This is a genomic window from Mycobacterium seoulense (assembly GCF_010731595.1).
GTDB lineage: Bacteria > Actinomycetota > Actinomycetes > Mycobacteriales > Mycobacteriaceae > Mycobacterium > Mycobacterium seoulense.
Genome location: NZ_AP022582.1, coordinates 1,335,835 through 1,355,192, shown reverse-complemented (window position 1 = coordinate 1,355,192; position 19,358 = coordinate 1,335,835). Strand labels below are relative to the sequence as shown.

At 70.4% G+C, this 19,358-nt stretch carries 10 protein-coding genes (1 of these 10 running past the window's edge); 5 read left to right on the top strand and 5 right to left on the bottom strand.

Annotated features, from left to right (window positions below):
* Positions 1 to 64: 64 nt before the first annotated feature.
* The 4 genes from G6N37_RS06100 to G6N37_RS06085 all read left to right on the top strand — a co-directional run bounded on the left by G6N37_RS06100 (position 65) and on the right by G6N37_RS06085 (position 4,763).
* The gene (locus G6N37_RS06100) at positions 65 to 1,855 is read left to right on the top strand and encodes a serine/threonine protein kinase PknE (protein WP_163677345.1); all 1,791 of its coding nucleotides are present in this window, start codon (positions 65 to 67) and stop codon (positions 1,853 to 1,855) included.
* An 8-nt stretch (positions 1,856 to 1,863) separates the two neighbouring features.
* Positions 1,864 to 2,688: a DUF1707 SHOCT-like domain-containing protein gene (locus tag G6N37_RS06095; protein ID WP_163677342.1), complete on the top strand. Its 825-nt coding sequence runs from the start codon at positions 1,864 to 1,866 to the stop codon at positions 2,686 to 2,688.
* 97 nt (positions 2,689 to 2,785) lie between these two features.
* Positions 2,786 to 4,300 carry a serine/threonine-protein kinase gene (locus G6N37_RS06090; RefSeq protein WP_163684679.1) on the top strand — a complete coding sequence of 505 codons (1,515 nt, stop codon included), beginning with the start codon at positions 2,786 to 2,788 and terminating at the stop codon, positions 4,298 to 4,300.
* 100 nt (positions 4,301 to 4,400) lie between these two features.
* Complete coding sequence (locus tag G6N37_RS06085; RefSeq protein ID WP_163677339.1) at positions 4,401 to 4,763, top strand: hypothetical protein; 363 nt, start codon at positions 4,401 to 4,403, stop codon at positions 4,761 to 4,763.
* 70 nt (positions 4,764 to 4,833) lie between these two features.
* On the opposite strand, the gene G6N37_RS06080 is transcribed toward G6N37_RS06085, so the two are convergent.
* The 4 genes from G6N37_RS06080 to G6N37_RS06065 all read right to left on the bottom strand — a co-directional run bounded on the left by G6N37_RS06080 (position 4,834) and on the right by G6N37_RS06065 (position 12,300).
* Positions 4,834 to 7,011, bottom strand: a complete 2,178-nt coding sequence (locus G6N37_RS06080) for a glutamine synthetase III family protein (RefSeq protein ID WP_163677336.1) — start codon at positions 7,009 to 7,011, stop codon at positions 4,834 to 4,836.
* A gap of 153 nt (positions 7,012 to 7,164) precedes the next feature.
* The gene (locus G6N37_RS06075; protein WP_163677333.1) at positions 7,165 to 8,649 is read right to left on the bottom strand and encodes an MFS transporter; all 1,485 of its coding nucleotides are present in this window, start codon (positions 8,647 to 8,649) and stop codon (positions 7,165 to 7,167) included.
* 55 nt (positions 8,650 to 8,704) lie between these two features.
* Positions 8,705 to 10,498 (bottom strand): N-acetylglutaminylglutamine synthetase, encoded by a 1,794-nt coding sequence (ngg, locus tag G6N37_RS06070; RefSeq protein WP_163677329.1) that lies wholly within the window; start codon positions 10,496 to 10,498, stop codon positions 8,705 to 8,707.
* Positions 10,495 to 12,300 (bottom strand): N-acetylglutaminylglutamine amidotransferase, encoded by a 1,806-nt coding sequence (locus G6N37_RS06065; RefSeq protein ID WP_163677326.1) that lies wholly within the window; start codon positions 12,298 to 12,300, stop codon positions 10,495 to 10,497. The genes ngg and G6N37_RS06065 overlap by 4 nt, the downstream gene beginning before the upstream one ends.
* Positions 12,301 to 12,837: 537 nt before the next feature.
* On the opposite strand from G6N37_RS06065, the gene G6N37_RS06060 reads away from it, so the two are divergent.
* Positions 12,838 to 13,176, top strand: a complete 339-nt coding sequence (locus G6N37_RS06060) for a DUF732 domain-containing protein (RefSeq protein WP_163677323.1) — start codon at positions 12,838 to 12,840, stop codon at positions 13,174 to 13,176.
* A gap of 18 nt (positions 13,177 to 13,194) precedes the next feature.
* Here the strand turns inward: G6N37_RS06060 and G6N37_RS06055 are convergent, their stop codons facing one another.
* Positions 13,195 to 19,358 carry the end of a non-ribosomal peptide synthase/polyketide synthase gene (locus G6N37_RS06055; protein WP_163677319.1) on the bottom strand. 24,946 nt of this gene lie beyond the right edge of the window, so only the last 6,164 of its 31,110 coding nucleotides appear in the window; the start codon falls outside the window, past its right edge; the stop codon is at positions 13,195 to 13,197.

The following is a 19,358-nucleotide window of genomic DNA, read 5'->3' as shown; positions in this document are numbered from 1 at the left end:
GTGCCCAGCGGCCGGTGAAACCTTAGCCTTATGCCTGCGCACGGTCGGTGGCTGAGGAGTCGGGATGGGTGACACGACCGCGGATTCGCGGGAGGGTTCGCAGTTCGGTCCGTATCGGCTGCGGCGGCTGGTCGGCCGCGGCGGCATGGGCGACGTCTATGAGGCCGAGGACACGGTCCGGGAGCGGGTCGTCGCGCTGAAACTCATGTCGCAGACGCTGTCCAACGACCCCGTCTTCCGGTCCCGCATGCAGCGGGAGGCCCGCACAGCCGGCCGGTTGCAGGAACCGCACGTCGTGCCGATTCATGACTTCGGCGAGATCGACGGCCAGCTCTACGTCGACATGCGCCTGATCGACGGCAAGGACCTGGCCACCATGCTGAGCCGGTACGGGCCGCTATCCCCGCCGCGGGCGGTGGCCATCGTGCGCCAGATCGGCTCGGCGCTCGACGCCGCGCACGCCGCCGGGGTGCTGCATCGCGACGTCAAGCCGGAGAACATCCTGGTGAGCGGCGACGATTTCGCCTACCTCGTCGACTTCGGGATCGCCAGCGCCACGTCCGACGAGAAGCTGACCCAGTTCGGCACCACCGTGGGCACCGTCAAGTACATGGCCCCCGAGCGGTTCAGCGACGCCGAGGTCACCCATCGCGCCGACATCTACGCGTTGGCTTGCGTGCTCTACGAGTGCTTGACGGGATCCCCGCCGTACACCGGCGACCAGGTCAGCGTGATGGGCGCCCACCTGCACCAGGCGATCCCGCAGCCCAGCGCCGCGCGGCCGGGCATCCCGGTCGCCTTCGACGCGGTGATCGCCCGCGGCATGGCCAAGGATCCCGCGGAGCGCTACGCCACCTGCGGCGACCTGTCCGCGGCCGCCTACGCGGCGCTGGCCGAACCCGATCAGGACCGGGCCACCGACATCCTGCAGCGCAGCCAGGTGGCACGGCTACCGGCCGCATTCGCCAACCACCAAGCCGCCGGGATCGCCCAGGCTCCCCCGGCACACGCCCCCGCCTCGGGCGCGATGTGGGCGGCGCCGCCGGCGCCCGGGGGTCAGGTGCTCCAGCCGACGGGCTGGGGCGGCGCCCCCGCGTGGGGACCCAGTACCGCCGGGCCGGTCGGGGCGCAGCCGTGGGGTCAACCGCCGCGACCGAGCCGGAAGCCCTGGCTGTGGGTCGGCGTCACCGGCGTCGCCCTGATCGCCGTCGTGGGCCTGGTCCTGGCCATCGTCCGGCCGTGGGACTCGTCGTCGCCGGCCGAGCCGACGTCGCAGCCGCCACCACCGGACGCCGTCGCGCTGCGCGTCCTCGACGACGGCGTGTTCGTGGGCAGTTCGGCGGCGTCGATGACGATCGACATCTTCAACGAACCCATCTGCCCGCCGTGCGGCAGCTTCATCCGGTCCAATGCGGGCGACATCGAGACCGCGGTGAACAACAAGAAGCTCGCGGTGCGCTACCACCTGCTCGACTTTCTCGACGACAAGTCGCACAGCAAGAACTACTCGACCCGGGCGGTGGCGGCGTCGTACTGCGTCGCCGCGCAAAACGACCCCAAGCTGTACTCGGCCTTTTATTCGGGGTTGTTCGCCAGCAACTTTCAGCCCGCCGAGGACGCCGCTGAGGACCGCACCGACGGCGAACTGGCCCAACTGGCCAAGAACGTCGGCGCGAACGGGGAAGTGCTGACCTGCATCAAGTCGGGAGACGACGTCGGCATGGGGAAGGCGAAGTCCGCGAACGGGTATGCGACGCTGTCCGGCCTGAACGCCAATTCCACACCGTTCGTGTGGGACGGCACCGCGTCGGTGAACTACTCCGACCCGACCTGGCTGACCAAGCTGATCGGGTAGCCGGGGAGATGAGCGACGACCTCAGGGCGAGCGACAACGACCGTAACCGCATCTGTCAGGCGCTCGACGCGGCGCTCGGTGACGGTCAGCTGTCGACCGAGGAGCACCGCGAGCGGGTGAGCGCCGCCACCCGGGCCACCACGCTGCGCGAGCTGCAGGCTCTGGTCGCCGACTTGCAGATCCACCCGGCCACCGAGCAGCCGGCGTCGAGGCTCCATGGGCGCCGGGCGTGGATCGCCGTCACGGTTGCACTGGTGCTGCTCGCCGCCGCCATCGCCTGGGGACTGCAGGGCGACAACCCTTCCGGCCCTTCGGCTTCGACCACCCCCACCACCGGGTCCGTCGCCGCGGGCAGCTCAGCGACCACCACCAGTCCGCCGGCGCCCCCGCCGCCGCGGCTGCTGACCCTGAGCGGGGTGAGCGGGTTCCTGGCCCAGATGCGGGCGCAGTTCGGCGACACGTTGGGCTATCAGCTCAACATCTACCAGGAACAGGCGGTGGTCGAACGTCCCGACACCGCCAACCCCCACAAGGTGGTCTCATGGCTTTTCCGCGACGGGAATTGGACGAGCGTCGGGCCCGAGATGGCCGTCGCGTCGAGACTGGTGGTCGGTGATCTCAGCACGTTCGACGTGCAGGCGGTCGTCAGCGTCGTCCAGCAGGCGCCCCAAACCCTGCACATCTACGACGCCAACCAACTCTTTCTGACGATCGAGTCCCGCAAGGACGGTGGCTTGCGGTTGCAGATCAACGCCAGCGACGGCGCCCTCAGCGGCACCATCGTGCTGGCCGCGGACGGCACCGTCACCGACATCGCTCCCCCGGTCCACTGATCGCGGTCGCGCTTGACGGGCCACGCCTGCGCGGTCATGTTCTACTTTTCCTGCGGTGGGACCGCTGGGCGCTCACCTCTTCGACGGGAGTCAGCAGTTGACCGGCGCGCAGGGCTCGCGGGTGGGGTCGACGTTCGGCCCCTACCGTCTCAAGCGGCTGCTCGGCCGCGGCGGGATGGGTGAGGTCTACGAGGCCGAGCACACCGTCAAGCAGTGGACGGTGGCGCTGAAGCTGATGTCGCACACCTTCAGCCAGGACCCGGTGTTCCGCAAGCGGATGGAACGCGAGGCCCGCATCACCGGCCGGCTGCTGGAACCCCACGTGGTCCCCATCCACGACTACGGCGAAATCGACGGGCAGCTGTATCTGGAGATGCGGCTCATCGAGGGCGTCGACCTGGGCAGCCTGCTCGAGCGGGACGGGCCGCTACCCGCGCCCCGGGCGGTGGCGATCATCGGGCAGGTCGCGTCGGCCCTGGACGCCGCCCATGCGGCCGGGGTGACCCACCGTGACGTCAAACCGCAGAACATCCTGATCACCGCCGACGACTTCGCCTACCTCGTCGACTTCGGGATCGCCAGCGCGCAGAGCGACGACAAACTCACCCAGCTGGGCACCGCGGTGGGCACCCTGAAATACATGGCGCCCGAACGATTTTCCAGCGAAGAGGCGACCCCGCGCGCCGACGTCTACGCGCTGGCGTGCGTGCTCTACGAATGCCTGACCGGGACCCCGCCCTACCGCGCCGACAGCACCGGCATGCTGGTCAGCGCCCACATGATGCAGCCCATCCCCAAACCGAGCGAGCAGGGCTCCGGAGTGAGCCGGGCGTTCGACGCGGTGATCGCCGCCGGCATGGCCAAGAACCCGATCGAGCGCTACCCCACCGCCGGTGCCCTGGCCGAGGCCGCCCACAAGGCGCTCAGCGCCCCCGAGCGGGAACGCGCCGAAACGATCCTGCGCCAAAGTGAAATCCTTGCTCCCGCGCCGGATTCCGGGCACCCGGGCGCGCCGGCCGCACCGCGCCGTCGGAACCGCTGGCCGATCGTGGCGGCCGCAGCGGCGCTCGTCGTGGCGGTCTGCGCCGTCGGCCTGTGGCTCCTGCTCAGACCCTCCAGCCAGCGCCACGCCAAGGCCACCGTCGGCAAAACCCCCCCGCCGTCCAGCGCCGCCCCCAACGACGCGCAGGCGCGGCTGATCAGCCTGCTGCCGCCCGGCTACCTGGCCGGCACGTGCACGCCGGCCACCCCGGAATCGGGCAGCATCTGGGTGCACGCGGTGGCGATGGTGACCTGCGGGCAGAACACCCAGCCCGGCGGCCCCAGCCACGCCACCTATGGGCTCTTCCCGACGCCCGACCGGCTGAAGAAGGCCTTCACCGACGACATCGGAAACGTCAGCCTGGTGAACTGCCCCGGCGAGGGCCGCTCACCCGTCAGCTGGCACTACGACCAGACCCCCAACGAGATGGCCGGGTTGATCGCCTGCGGCACGTACAACAACCACCCGAACGTCGTCTGGACCAACGACGAGAAACTCATGCTCAGCGACGTCTCCGGCGACCCGGCCACCGTCGAGGACCTGCACACGTGGTGGGACGCCTACGGCTGATCCCTAGAGGATGACAGAAATGTGTCACCGCTTGGGTTCCTGGTCGCTCCTAGCTGGTGGACGCAGCCAACCGGCCTGCGAACACCGAAGGAGAATATCCATGAGCATCGGTAACTCGACCATGGTCATCGCCCGTCCCGCAGGGGTGCGCAGGATTTCATGTGCCGCCCTACTCGCCGGGGCGATCGCCCTCGCAGCCAACGCGTTCGGACACATCGCGATCGCCAGCGCCGAATTCAACATGACGACGTACAACAACTGCATGCACCAGCCGCATGTCGAGGACTCTGAAGAGACCTACCACGCGGCTTGCTGCCTGTGGGCCCACGGAACCTGGAACCAGAACACGCATGTGTGTACAGCGGCTATGGACAGCAAGGGAGGCATTCAGGACCTCCCGCTGGGGCCAAAGCTGGGGCCCTCGCTGCCGCCGACGCCACCAACACACTCGGCACCCCGGTGAGCTGACAAATTCGGTTCGTCGCGTCGGCCCTTCGTCTGCGCGGCTCCCATGTTGCTGGTGACCTCATCCATCAGAGGATGTAGAGCATCTCCTGGTAGGTCGGCAATGGCCACAGGTCGTCGGCCACAACGCCTTCCAGCGCGTCGGCCGCGGCGCGCACGGCCTCCATCGCCGGCAGCAGCTCCTCTTGGGCGTGCCTGGCCTCCTCGAGCGCCGAGGCCGCCGAGTGCTCCGACAGCGCCGCCCCCAACGATGTCAGCGCGGCGGTGAGGTCGGCCAGCGGAGCCGAAACCGCTTCCAGCGCGGCCATGCTCGGCTGGACCCCGGCGGCCTTCAGCGTCGCGACGTTGGAGGCCAGCTCGGTCTGGTACCGCAGCGCCGCCGGCAAGATGACCGTCGTCCCGATCTCGAGGGTCAGCTTCGCCTCGACCCCGATCGTCAGCGCGTACTGCTCCAGGCGCACCTCGTAACGGCTGTGCAGCTCGCGTTCGTTGAAAACGCCGTACTTCTCGAACACTTCGATCGATTCCGGCTTGATCAGTTCCGGGATGGCGTCCAGCGTGGTCTTCAGGTTGGGCAGGCCGCGCTCGGCCGCCTCGATCTGCCAGTTCTCCGAATACCCGTCCCCGTTGAAGACCACCGCGCCGTGATCGGTGATGATCTCGGTGAGGAGTTTCTGCACCGCGGCGTCGAAGTCCTCGCCGCCGTCGACGGCCTTCTCCAAAGTGGTTGCGATGTAATCGAACGACTCGGCCATGATGGTGTTGAGGACGATCATCGGGACGGCGACCGTCTGCCCCGAACCGGGTGCCCGGAACTCGAACCGGTTGCCGGTGAACGCGAACGGGCTGGTGCGGTTGCGGTCGCCCGCATCCGTCGGCAGGTGCGGCAGGGTGTCGACACCGATGATCATGGTGCCCTTGCCCTTTGACGACGTCGCCGCACCCTTCGCGATCTGCTCGAACACGTCGGCGAGCTGATCACCGAGGAAGATCGAGATGATCGCCGGCGGCGCCTCGTTGGCGCCGAGTCGGTGGTCGTTGGTCGCCGATGCGACCGAGACGCGCAGCAGTCCGGCGAACTTGTGCACGGCGCGGATCACCGCCGCGCAGAACACCAGGAATTGGGCGTTCTCGTGCGGGGTGTCGCCGGGCACCAGCAGCGAACCCAGCTCGGAGTTACCCACCGAGAAGTTGACGTGCTTGCCCGAGCCGTTCACGCCGGCGAACGGCTTCTCGTGGAACAGGCATTCCATGCCGTGCTTTTTGGCCAGCGTCTTGAACACCGTCATCAGCAGCTGTTGGTGGTCGGAGGCGATGTTGGCCCGCTCGAACATCGGGGCGATCTCGAACTGGCCCGGGGCGACCTCGTTGTGCCGCGTCTTGGCGGGGATGCCGAGTTTGAAGAGCTCCCGTTCGGTGTCCATCATGAAGCCGAGGACCCGCTCGGGCACCGAGCCGAAGTAGTGGTCGTCGAATTCCTGGCCCTTGGGCGGCCTGGCACCGAACATGGTGCGGCCGGCGTTGATCAGGTCCGGCCGCGCCAGGAAGAAGTGGCGGTCGACGAGGAAGTACTCCTGCTCCGGCCCGCAGAAGGACACCACCTTGTTCAGGTCCTGGTGCCCGAACAGCTTCAGGATCCGCTCGGCGTGGACGCCCATCGCCTGCTGGCTGCGCAGCAGCGGCGTCTTGTAGTCGAGCGCTTCGCCGGTCATCGACACGAAAACCGTTGGGATGCAAAGGGTATTGCCGTTAGGATTCTCCAGCACGTAGGCCGGGCTGGTCACGTCCCAGCCGGTGTAGCCGCGCGCCTCGAAGGTGCTGCGCAGCCCGCCCGAGGGGAAGCTGGAGGCGTCGGGCTCGCCCTGGATCAGCGTCTTGCCGGCGAATTCGGCGAGTGTCTGTCCGTCGGAGACGGGTTCGAGGAAGCTGTCGTGCTTTTCGGCGGTCAGCCCGGTCATCGGGTAGAAGACGTGCGCGTAGTGGGTGGCGCCCTTCTCCAACGCCCAATCCTTCATGGCGACGGCGACCGCGTCGGCGACGGCCGGGTCCAGCTTGGCGCCCTTGTCGATGGTCGCCACGACGGACTTGTACACCGCCTTGGGCAGCCGGGCCTGCATCTCCGCCTTGGTGAAGACGTTGGAACCGAAGATCTCGCCCGGCAGTTCGCCCGGGACGAAGCTGATGGCCGGAGGGACGTATGCCTCGACGTTGTTGATCGCCTGCAGGCGGACAGCGTTGCCGCTCAATGGAATTCCTATCGCTCAAGGGGGCACCACCGGTTGTCCTGGAACAAACGGGGTGGACCGGCTCACTGTAGGAACTCTCGATGGCGAGCTTGTTACACGCGCGTCAACGCTACCGCCGCGATGGTTGCGAACAGAAGTCGCGAACCCGCCGGGCTACGGCGTCCCGCCTTCGCGGCGGTCGTGGGGGTCGGCGTCCTCGACCGTCAGGGGCAGCGCCAGCTCCTCGAGCGGACGTCGTTCGGCCGCGATGCCCAGCCGCAGCTCGACCAGCCCCGCGATCGCCATGACCGCGGCGCCCGTCAGGAACGACCACACCACCTGGCCGCGTTCGCCCGAATTGATCAGCTGCCCGAACAGCAACGGGCCGGTGATGCCGCCGATCGCGGTGCCCACCGCGTAGAAGAACGCGATCGCCAGCGCCCTGGTCTCCATCGGGAAGATCTCGCTGACCGTCAGGTAGGCGGCGCTGGCGCCGGCCGAGGCCAGGAAGAACGCGACGGCGAGGACGCCGATGAACGCCCAGACGCCGCCGGTCTGGGTCACGAAGAGGATCGCGAGCACGACCGCCACCACCGCGGAGCCGATGTAGGTGGCCGTGATCATCGGCTTGCGGCCGATGCTGTCGAACAGGTGCCCCAGGGCCAGCGGCCCGACGAAGTTGCTCAGGGCCCACAGGATGAAGAACAGCGGCACCTTCCCCGACGGCACCCCGTAGAACCCGCTCAACAGGGTGCCCAGGTTGAACGTCACGCCGTTGTAGAGGAATGCCTGCCCGGTGAACAGGGCCAGCCCGAGGACCGCGCGCTGCGGATAGAGCTTGAACGCCACCCTGGCGATCTCGCGGAACGAAATGGTCTCGCGCTGGCGGATTTTCAGCTTGCGCCCCTGCGGCTCGGGCAGCGGTTCGCCGGTTTCGGCCCGCACCGCGTCCTCGATCTCGCCGACGACGCGCTCGGCCTCCTCGTCGCGGCCGTGGATGAACAGCCAGCGCGGGCTCTCCGGGACGTTGCGCCGCACGAGCAGCACGAAGATGCCGAAGATGGCGCCGACGCCGAAGGCGAGCCGCCAGCCGATGTTGGGCGCGAAATTCGACGTGTCCAGCAGGACGAGCGCGCCGGCCGCTCCCGCGGCCGAGCCGAGCCAGTATGTCCCGTTGATGATCAGGTCGACCCGGCCGCGCAGGCGGGCGGGGATCAGCTCGTCGATGGCCGAGTTGATCGCGGCGTATTCGCCGCCGATGCCGGAGCCGGTGAAGAACCGCGCGAGGAAGAAGTACCAGGGGGCGAAGGCGAATGCGGTCGCGACGGTGGCGACCAGGTACACCGCCAGCGTCAGCATGAACAGGTTGCGCCGCCCGAAGCGGTCCGTCAGGTGTCCGAAGAAGAGCGCGCCCAGGCACGCGCCGGCGATGTAGAACGCGGCCGCCATGCCGATCTGCGCCGGGTTCAGGTCGATGCCGCTGCCCTTTTCCGTGAGGCGGGCCGACACGTTGCCCACCATCGTGACCTCGAGCCCGTCGAGGATCCACACCCCGCCGAGGCCGATGACGACCCGCCAGTGGAATCGCGACCAGGGCAGCCTGTCCAGCCGCGCCGGCACGTGGGTGGTGATGGTCCCGGTCCGCACGCTGTCGCTCATCGAGCTCCTCTCCGAGTGATCTTCAGAAATACCCGAGCGAAGCGGATGGCAAGCGTCAGCCACGGTCGGTGCGCGACTCCTCGGGGGTCCAGGCCGCCGGCTGGCCGGGGTGTCCGGGGAACAGGAAGTCGATGAAAGCCGCGGCCGTGGGCTGTGGCTCGTGGTTGGCCAGCCCCGGCCGTTCGTTGGCTTCGATGAAGGCGTACTCGGCGCCGGTGACGTCGGGCACCAGCAGGTCGATGCCCGTGACGGGGATGCCGATCGCCTCGGCCGCCGTGACCGCGACGCGGCACAGTTCCTGGTTCACCACGGCGGTGACGTCGTGGATCGTCCCGCCCTGGTGCAGGTTCGCGGTGCGGCGAACGCGCAGCCGGGTGCCCTGGGGCAGCACGTCGTCCAGCGTCCAGCCCGCCTCGGCGACCGTCGCCTCGGTCAGGTCGTCGAGCGGGATGCGGGACTCGCCGCCGGTGGCCGCCGAGCGCCGCCGGCTTTCGGCCGCGATCAGGTCCCGGATGCTGTGCTCCCCCGTGCCGATGATCTCGGGCGGCATCCGCAGCGCGGCGGCGACCACCCGGCCGTCGATCACCACGAGCCGAAGGTCGTCGCCTTGCACCCGCTGCTCGATCAGCACGTCCGGGTATTGCTCACGCGCGCGGGCCAGCGCGTCGGCGAGCTCTTGGGGACCGTTGTCGGCGGTCACCCCCACGGTGATGCCTTTGCCCTGTTCGCCCCGGGTCGGTTTGACGACCACCTCGCCGACTTCGGCGAGGAACGTGTAGTCGCCCTCGTCGAACGTGGCCAGGCGGGCGCGCGGCACCGTGATGCCCGCCTCGGAGACGAGGCGCCGCGTCCGGCGCTTGTCGTCGCAGCGGCACATGGCGACCGCCGAGGTGTACTCGGACAGCGATTCGCGGGTGATGACGCTGCGGCCGCCGTGGGTGAGCCGCATCTCGCCGGTCTCGGCATCGAGCACCTCGACCCAGATGCCGCGGCGCAGTGCCTCGTCGGCGATGATCCGGGCGTAGGGGTTGAGGTCGTCGACCGTCTCGGGCGGCGGGCTGAACAGCGGCTCGTTGATGGCGTTCTTGCGCTTGATCGCCAGCACCGGGACGCGGCGGAAACCCAGCTTCTCGTACAGGCCGATGGCGGCGGCGTTGTCGTGGGCGACCGAGAGGTCCATGTAGGCGCGCCCGGCGTTGCGGAAGCGCTCGGCCAGGGCCCGGGTGAGCGCCGCGCCGATACCGGGCAGCCCAGCCGCCGGGTCGACGGCCAGGGTCCACAGGCTCGACCCCTGCTCGGGGTCGGAGAACAGCAACTCGTGGTCGACGCCGGTGACGGTGCCCACCACGGCGCCGTCCGCGTCGCGCACCGCCAGCAGGTAGGTCACCGCCGGCACGTTGAGGTGGTTGTTCCAGATGACGTCGACCCCGGCGGGCACCATGCCGCAGCGCACGTAGACGCGGTTCATGGCGTCGGCGTCGACCGGGTCGTTCAGTGTGCGCACGGTGATGCCCAGCGGCGACGGCGACAGATCCTCCGGCGAGGAATCGGCGAAGCGCAGGCGATAGGTGTGGCTGGGGTCGATGAAGAGCTCGGTCGGCGCTTCGGCGACCACCACGTGGGATTCGCGGGCGTAGATGCAGATGTCGCGACGCCCGGGCCCCTCCCGCCGCAGCGCCTCCACCAGCTGCTGGGAATCGGCGAACGTCTGGCCGAAGATGAGCCGGCCCCAGCCCAGTTCCAGCTCGACATCCTTGGCCATCGCCTCCACCAGCTCCGGCGGCGAGGCGTCGTGGAGGCCCATCGTGATCGCCTCGGTGGGGTCTCCGGAGGGATCGATGACGGTCATGCCACCGGACCGGTGATTCCGTGCCGCTGCAGCCAGAGTTCGAGCAGGGCGATCTGCCAGAGCTCATTGCCGCGCAGTGGGGTCAGCTTGCTGTTGGGGTCGGCCAGCAGCGCGTCGACCGCCTCCGTGCGGAACAGGCCGCGCTCCTTGGCGACCGGCGCGTACAACGCGTCGCGCACCATGTCGAGGTAGGGCCCCTCGAGGTGGGTGAGCGCGGGAACCGGGAAATACCCCTTGGGCCGGTCGATGACCGACGACGGAATCACCCGCCGCGCCGCCTGTTTGAGCACGCCCTTGCCCTCGTGCGCGACCTTCAGCTCGGGCGGGCAGGTCGCCGCCAGCTCGACGAGCTCGTGATCGAGGAACGGCACCCGGCCCTCCAGGCCCCAGGCCATCGTCATGTTGTCGACCCGCTTCACCGGGTCGTCCACCAGCATGACGGTCGTGTCGAGCCGCAACGCGCGATCGACGCCCGTCTCGGCGCCGGCGCGCGCGAAGTGCTCGCTGACGAAGCGCTCGCTGGGGTCGCCCGGGGCCATGATGCCCGGCCCCAGCAGGCCCGCCAGCTCCGCCGAGTCGCGGTCGAAGAAGGCGCCGCGGTACTCGGCGACCGCCCCCGGAAGGGACGCCGCGGCCGGCGAGCGCATCGGCGGGTACCAGTGGTAGCCGGCGAACACCTCGTCGGCGCCCTGGCCCGACTGCACGACCTTCACGTGGCGCGCCACCTCCTGGCTGAGCAGGTAGAAGGCGACGCAGTCGTGGCTGACCATCGGTTCGCTCATCGCGCCGATGGCCCCGTCGAGCGCGGGCAGCATCCGGTCGGTTCCGATGCGGATCTGGTGGTGGTCGGTTTCGAAACGCTGGGCGATGATGTCCGACCACCGGAACTCGTCACCTTCGACGCCGCCGGCCGCCTCGAAGCCGATGGAGAAGGTCATCAGGCCGTGCTGGCCCGCCTCGGCGAGCAGGCCGACGATCAGGCTGGAGTCGACGCCGCCGGACAACAGGCAGCCGACCGGCACGTCGGCGACCAGCCGGCGCTTGACCGCCACCCGAAGCGCGTCGAGCACGGCGTCTTCCCAGTCGGTCTCCGACCAGCCTGCGCGGTCCTGGTGCCGGGTGAAGTCCGGGGTCCAATACGTGGTCGTGACGCGCCGGCCGTCGGGCTCGATCGCGATCAGCGACGCGGGCGGCACCTTGCGGACGCCCCGCAGGATGGTCAGCGGCGCGGGGACCACCGAGTGGAACGTCATGTAGTGGTGCAGCGCAATGGGATCGATGCGGGTGTCGACGCCGCCGCCCGCCAACAGCGCCGGCAGGGCCGAGGCGAACCGGATCCGGTGGGCGTCCTCGGTCAGGTAGAGCGGCTTGATGCCGAGCCGGTCGCGGCCGAGCAGCACCCGGCCGCTGTCGCGTTCGACGATGGCGAAGGCGAACATGCCGTGCAGGTGGCTGACGAAATCGTCGCGCCAGCGGTGGTAGGCCTTCAGCAGGACCTCGGTGTCGCTGTGCGAGAAGAACCGGTAGCCGTGCCCGGTGAGTTCGCTGCGCAGTTCTTTGTAGTTGTAGATGCAGCCGTTGAAGGCGATGGCCAGCCCCAGCTCCGAGTCGACCATCGGCTGGGCGCCGGCCTCGCTGAGGTCGATGATTTTGAGGCGGCGATGACCGAGCGCGACGCGGCCCTGTGACCAGGCGCCGGACGCGTCGGGACCCCTTGGGGTCATCACCGCGGCCATCGCCGACACCGCTGCTACATCGGGGACCCGCCCGTCGAGCCGTACCTCCCCGGTGACTCCGCACACTCCTTGGACCATACCGAAGGTGGTTGCGGCGCGCCCGTAAGGCCGCTGTGAAATGTGTCGGCGGATGTGTTCGGGTCAACGGGCAATCGTGGTGTTCCGGCTCGCGCCGGTGCGAGCACACGGGCGACGGCCACCGAATGGTTCGGAATAAGCCGGCGGGGTTATGCGCCGCGGTGCCCGATTTTGCGCGCCGCGATCCCCGCGACGGTTAAATCTTGGTTGCGCTCTGCTCTCGCCGTCGGGTCCCGCGCGGGCCGGTCGCGACGCCCGCGCTCCCGGCTCTCGCCGGTCGGCAGCCGCGTGACGGGACGCCCGCTGCGGGACTGCGCTGCGGCACAACGGCTTTCACCGCATCTTGCGCCCGGTGCCGTCGGCGGCCCCGGCCACGAGCCGGCGAGCGGTCTCACCGCCACCGGGCCGAATCGTGTGAGGTGGCGCGGTTGGCGCCGGCGAGAAAGATGCCCCGATTCTGGCTAATGTTCAGCCACCGTTGGAACCACCGGGCTCAGCCGCACATTGAGGAAGACCTTGACGCGAATGAATGCGCATCGTGGAAATTGGTCGGCAATCGGCGCGGTCGCGCTCGCGGCCGCCGGGGTGCTTTTTTCCGCCCCGGCGTCAGCCGATCAAATCGACGATTCGTTCATTGCCGAGATTCAGCGAAACGGCGTCGTCTTCACCGACCGTGGCGCCGCGATCGCCGCGGGGCACAACATGTGCGCCGGACTCGACAAGGGCAAGACGCCGACCTCCCTGGTGCTCAACGTCGTGCGGGCCACCGATCTGTCGGCACACGAAGCGGCCTTCCTTCTCGGCGCTTCCGTGGCGTCCTATTGCCCCCAGCACCGGGCCGCTGTGGGCGCCTCGGCGTCCTGAGCCGCCGGGTGCGGGCCGCTAACCGGCGCGCTCCCCGGGCAGCTTGTCGTCGCGCGACGCCGCGGGGCGCTGACCGCCACCGGCGAGCTCGAGCCGCCGTTCCGCCAGGGCCAGCGAACGCCTGAGCCGCTGCCCGTACAGGCCCACCGATTCGCTGGTCAGCATGTCGTCGTGCCCGCACTCGATCGCGTACGTCAGGACCTCGCCGGCGACGTGCGGCCGCCAGGACCGCGACAGGGATCCACCGCGATCACCCGCGTCCTGCGCGGCGCAGAAGACGGTGACGTCGCCGTTGAAGACCCTCGGCCGGTGAGCGCGGTACCGCTCGACGTTCTCGCGGAGGTTTTCGGCGAGCAGGTCGAGCAGCCGCCCGGATCGCGGGGCCTGCGCCGGCTGGTCCTCGCCCAGGGCGTCGCCAGGCAGGGTTACGCCGTCGTCGATGGCGGGTTGGGCGTCGAGCAGGATCAGGCGGGTGACCACGCATCCGCGCCGCTGAAGCTCAACCGCGAGTTCGTGCGCGACGACCCCGCCAAACGACCAGCCGAGCAGGTGATAGGGGCCGGAGGGGTAAACCTCCTGCAGCCTGTCGGCGTAGTTTTCCGCCATCTCCCGGATCGACCGGGGCGCGCTTTCCCCGCCCCGGCGGACCTGTTGGATCCCGACGATCGGGCAGTCCAGGTAATTGCCGAGGACCTGATACGGCCAGCTCACGCCGCCCGCCGGGTGGATGCAGAACAGCGGAACGCCGGCGCCCCGCTTCAGGGTCTGTACCGGAACGACGTCCTGGGCGGGCGAGGTGTCCGTGACCAGCCGCTGGCTCAGACTCCGGACCGTGGGCGCGTCGAACAGGGTGCGCACGGCCAGGTCGACGGCCAGGTTGGCGTTGATCGTGGCGATCAGTCGCATGGCGGAAATGCTGTCGCCGCCCAGGTCGAAGAAGGAGTCCTCGACGCCGACCCGCTCGGCGCCGAGCACCTGGGCGAAGATGCCGGCCAGGATCTCCTCCGTCGCGTTCGTCGGGGCCCGGTATGCGCCGCCGGCGTACTCCGGTGCGGGCAGGGCGCGGGCGTCGAGCTTGCCGTTCGGTGTCAGCGGCAGCGCGTCGAGTCCCAGCACGGCGGCGGGCACCATGTAGACCGGCAGGCGTCCGGCCAGCGCGGTGCGCGCCTCGGCGGGGTCGGCCGTCCCGGTGACGTAGCCGACCAGCCGTTTGTCGCCGGGGCGGTCCTCGCGGGCGATCACCACTGCCTGGTCGACGCCGTCCAGCCGGGCCAGCGCGGCCTGGACCTCACCCAGTTCGATGCGGTATCCGCGGATCTTGACCTGCTCGTCGGCGCGGCCCACGTACCGCAGCTGCCCGTCGGCGGCCCACTGCACGAGGTCACCGGTGCGGTACATGCGTGCGCCGGGTTCGCCGAACGGGCAGGCCACGAACCGCGACCCGGTCAGCCCGGCCCGCCCGAGGTAGCCGGCCGCCACCCCGGTGCCCGCCACGTACAACTCGCCGACCACCCCGGGCGGCACCGGCCGCAACCAGGCGTCCAGCACGAACAGCCCGGCGCCGGCCACCGGCGAGCCGATCGGTGGTGCGCCCGACCCGGCCGTCAGCGGGGCGCTGATGGCCACGCACATGGTGGTCTCGGTCGGGCCGTAGGCGTTGACCATCACCCGACCCGGCGCCCAGCGATCGACCACCTCGGCCGGGCAGGCCTCGCCGGCCATCACCAGCGACACACCCTCGAGCCCGGCCGGGTCCAGCATCGCCACCGCCGACGGGGTCTGGGTCAGCACGGTGACGCCTTCGTCGAGGAGCAGGGCGCGGAAGTCCCGCGGCGAGCGCACCACCGACTCGGGGACCACGACCACCCGGCCGCCGCGCAGCAGCGGGGCGAAGATCTCCCACACCGACACGTCGAAGGCGTACGAGTGGCACTGCGTCCACACACCGGGGTTCGGCAGGCCGGCGTCGAGCGAGCCGATCAGCCGGGTCACGTTCTGATGGGTGACCGCCACGCCCTTGGGCACACCGGTTGTCCCCGAGGTGTAGATGATGTAGGCCACGCCGTCCGCCGCGGGCGCCGGCAGCGGACCGCAAGGAGAGCCGTCGATGCGCGGGTCCTCGATGTCGATCACGCGCGCGTCGCACCCGTTCAGCCGTGACCGCAATCCCGCGGTGGTGACCGCGGCGACCGGGGCGGCGTCCTCGAGCATGAAGCTGATCCGGGAGCGGGGGGCGGCCGGGTCGATCGGCAGGTACGCCGCCCCGGTCTTGAGCACCGCCAGGACCGCCACGATCGCCTGCGCCGACCGCGAGAACAGCAGCGCCACAGACTGACCGGGACCGGCGCCCTCGGCGACCAACAGGTGCGCCAGCCGGTTCGCCGCCTCGTCCAGCTCCCGGTAGGTCATGGACACGTCGGCCCAGCCGATCGCGACCGCGTCCGGGCGGTGCGCGACCTGCGCGGCGAACGACTCGACGATCGACGCCGGCGCGGGCACCGGCCGGGTCAGCGCCGCCCGGTTGCCGATGTCGTCCAGCCGGGCATGCTCCGACGCGTCCAGCAGGTCGAGCGACGAGAGCCGCCGGGCCGGGTCGGTGGTCATCGCCACCAGCACCCGCTCCAGCCGTTCGGTCAGCGCGGCGACGGTGTGCGCGTCGAACACGCCCGCGTCGTATTCCACGCGCAGGCCGAGCCGTTCGCCGGAGAGGGCGGCCTGCATGGTCAGCGGGTAGTGGTTGCGTTCGAAGACGTCGAAGTCGGTGATGGACAGCTCGTGGTTGACCGCCATCGCGGACGTTTCCAACGGATAGTTCTCGTAGGCGAACAGCGTGTCGAACAGCTTTTCGTGGCCGGTCATCCGGTGGATTTCGTTGAGCGACAGGTGCTCGTGCTCGAGCGTGTCGTTGTGAGCGCTCTGCAGCTGGTCCAGCAGGTCGGCGGTGCTGGTTTCCGGGGTGATGCGGGCGCGCACCGGGATGGTGTTGATCAACAGGCCCACCATCGACTCGGCACCGGCCACCTCGGCCGACCGGCCCGAGACGGTGGTGCCGAACGCCACGTCGTAGTTGCCCGTCAGCCAGGTGAGCAGCTGCGCCCACGCGGCCTGCAGCACGGTGCTCACGGTGGTCTGGTGAGACCGGGCCAGCTCGCCGAGCGCCCGGGTGGTCTCGGCCGACACCGCGAACGTCTCGAGGCCGCGGGCGCCCAGCTCCAGCTGTTGCGGCGGCCCGACGAGCGTCGGGGTGTCGAAGCCCGCGAGCACCTGACCCCACGCCGCCCGCGCGGCGTCCACATCGCGGTCGGCCAGCCAGGCGACGAAGCGCCGATACGGCGCCGGCGGGGCCAGCCGCTGCCCGGTGAGGGCGGCGAAGGTCTCGTTGACGAGGATGGGCACCGACCAGCCGTCCAGCACGAGGTGATGGATGGTGAGCACCAGCCGGTGCCGGTTGTTCGCGGTGCGGATCATGGCCACCCGGAAGGGCGGCCGGTCGGCCAGGTCGGAGACCGCGGCGCGTTCGGCGGCGCAGAGCTCCTGAACGCGCGCGCCGGGGTCATCGTCGTCGAGTCCGACGTAGCGCCATGCCATCGTCGGGTTCGCGGGGATGATCTGCACCGGTTCGTCGGACTGGTCCCAGAACCGGGCGACCAGGTGTGGGTGCCGGTCCACCACGGTTTGCACCGCGTCGCGCAGCCGGGCGGGGTCGAGCGGGCCGGTGACGCCGATGTCCAGCTGCACCACGTACAGGTCGTCCGCGCTGCCCCGGGTGGTGGTGGCGTGGAACAGCAGCCCCTGCTGCAGGGGGGTCAGCGGCAGCACGTCGGCGATCGGGGTGTGCCGTTCGAGCTCGTCGATCTGCCGCTGCGTCAAGCGGGCCGGCAGGAGGTCCGACGGGGTCAGCCCGCCACCGCCCGATCGCACGTGGGCGCAGATGCCGGCCAGCGCCTCGAACCAGAGCCGGGCCAGCCGGGTGACCTGCTCGCGGTCCAGCGCCGAGGGCGCCCACGTCCAGTTGGCATGCAGCTGCGGGCCGGCCTCGGTGTCGGCGGTGCCCGCGTTGAGGTCCACGGTGTGCATCAGCGGCATGGGCACCGCCGTGCTGGTGCCGGTGACCGGGGAGCCGTCGCGGGAGATCCGCCACAGCTCATCCGACAGCTCGGCCGCGGCGCCGCCCACCCGGCCGAGGTAGTTGAAGCCGATCGCCGGGTCGGAGCCGGCCAGGTCGACCTCGGCGTTCAGGTAACGCAGCAGCCCGTAGGTCAGGGGGTCGGGCAGGGCGCGGAGCTGCTCCTTGACCTCCTTGAGCACCGCCCCCAGCGCGGGATCGCCGGAAACCACTTGCGCCCAAGGCAACTCACCCACTGCCAGGGACACCGGGTATTTGGTGGTGAACCAGCCCACGGTGCGCGACAGGTCGACTCCGGCGGCGAGCTCCTCGTGGCGGCCGTGGCCCTCGACGTCGATGCCGATCGGTGCGGCGCCGCCCAGGAACTCCGCCCAGGCCAGGGCGTAGCCGATCAACAGGATGTCGTTGACGCCGGCATGGAAGGCCGCCGGCGCCTCACCGAGCAGCGTGCGGGTGGTCTCGGCGTCGAGCTGCACCGCCAGGTGCTCGGCGGTCTCGTACGTGTCCGCGTCGGGGTGTAGCGCCGGCAGCGCGGGCGGGGTCGCCGCGATCCGCCTCCAGGCGTCGGCCTGCCCGACGACCGCCGGGCTGTGCGCGTGCTCGCTCAGCAGGGCGGCCCAGCGGGCGAACGACGTCCCGCCCGGCGGCAGCTCCACCGGCTGCCCGCCGCGATGCTGGGCCCAGGCAATGTTCAAGTCCTCCAACAGGATTCGCCAGGACACCCCGTCGACGGCCAGGTGGTGGACGATCAGCACCAGTTGGCGGGCGGGGGCGGCGAACAGCGCGCTCAGCATCACCCCGGCGGCCGGGTTCAGCCGCGACCGCGCCTCGACCACCGCCGCGCCGGACAGGTCGTCCACGGTGTGCAGGCAGTCGGCGGCGTGCACCGACCCGGCCTCGGGCACCGTCAGCGACCCCGCGGCGCCCATGCGCAGCCGCAGCATGGGGTGCCGGTCCAGCAGGGCCTGCAGCACCGCCAGCACGTCGGGCTCGGTGACCCCGGCGGGCGCCTCCACGACCATCGTCTGGTTGAACTGGTCGACCGGCCCGTCGACCTCCTGCAGCCAGCGGATGATCGGCGTCGCGGGCAGCTCCCCGGTGCCCTCGTCGGTGGGGTCGGCGTCGCCGTCGGGCACCCCGACGACGCGGGCCAGCCGGGCGACGGTCTGCTCGACGAAGACGTCGCGCGTCCGGCACGCCAGGCCCGCGGCGCGGGCCCGCGTCACCACCTGCATCGACGAGATGCTGTCGCCGCCCAGGTCGAAGAAGGAGTCGTCGACCCCGACCCGCTCGACGCCGAGCACCTGGGCGTAGATGCCGGCCAGGACCTCCTCGACGGGACTGCCGGGGGCGCGGTAGCGGTCGGTGTCGGAGTATTCCGGCGCCGGCAGGGCGCGGGTGTCGAGCTTGCCGTTGGGTGTCAGCGGCAGCGCGTCGAGGGGCACGACGGCCGCCGGGACCATGTAGGCGGGCAGCCGGTCGGCCAGCCGCGCGCGGAGATCCGCCGCGTCGGCGAACCCGGTGACGTAGCCGACCAGGCGCTTCTCGCCGGGCCGGTCCTCGCGGGCGACGACGGCCGCCTGCCGCACCCCGCGCAGCTCGGCGAGTGCCGCCTGGATCTCGCCGAGTTCGATCCGGTAGCCGCGGATCTTGACCTGATCGTCGGCGCGGCCCAGGTACTGCAGCTGCCCGTCGGCGCCCCAGCGGACCAGGTCACCGGTGCGGTACATCCGCGCCCCCGGGCCGCCGAACGGGCACGCCACGAACCGCGACGCCGTCAGCGCCGCCCGCCGCCAGTACCCGCGGGCCAGCCCGCCCCCGGCCACGTACAGCTCGCCGACCACCCCGGGGGGCACCGGCCGCAGGGACTCGTCGAGCACGAACAACGCCGCGCCGGCGACCGGGGAGCCGATCGGAACCACCGCGTCTCCGGTCTTGAGCGGCGCGCTGATCGCCGCGTACACCGTGGTCTCGGTGGGGCCGTAGGCGTTGATCATCACGCGCCCGCGCGCCCACCGGTCGACCAGCTCCGGCGGGCAGGCCTCGCCGGCAACGA

Bases quoted from the DNA above. Each gene is read 5' to 3' on its own strand.
- G6N37_RS06100 (WP_163677345.1), top strand. From the start codon at position 65: ATGGGTGACACGACCGCGGATTCGCGGGAGGGTTCGCAGTTCGGTCCG.
- ngg (WP_163677329.1), bottom strand. From the start codon at position 10,498: ATGACCGTCATCGATCCCTCCGGAGACCCCACCGAGGCGATCACGATG.
- G6N37_RS06075 (WP_163677333.1), bottom strand. From the start codon at position 8,649: ATGAGCGACAGCGTGCGGACCGGGACCATCACCACCCACGTGCCGGCG.
- G6N37_RS06060 (WP_163677323.1), top strand. From the start codon at position 12,838: ATGAATGCGCATCGTGGAAATTGGTCGGCAATCGGCGCGGTCGCGCTC.
- G6N37_RS06095 (WP_163677342.1), top strand. From the start codon at position 1,864: ATGAGCGACGACCTCAGGGCGAGCGACAACGACCGTAACCGCATCTGT.
- G6N37_RS06085 (WP_163677339.1), top strand. From the start codon at position 4,401: ATGAGCATCGGTAACTCGACCATGGTCATCGCCCGTCCCGCAGGGGTG.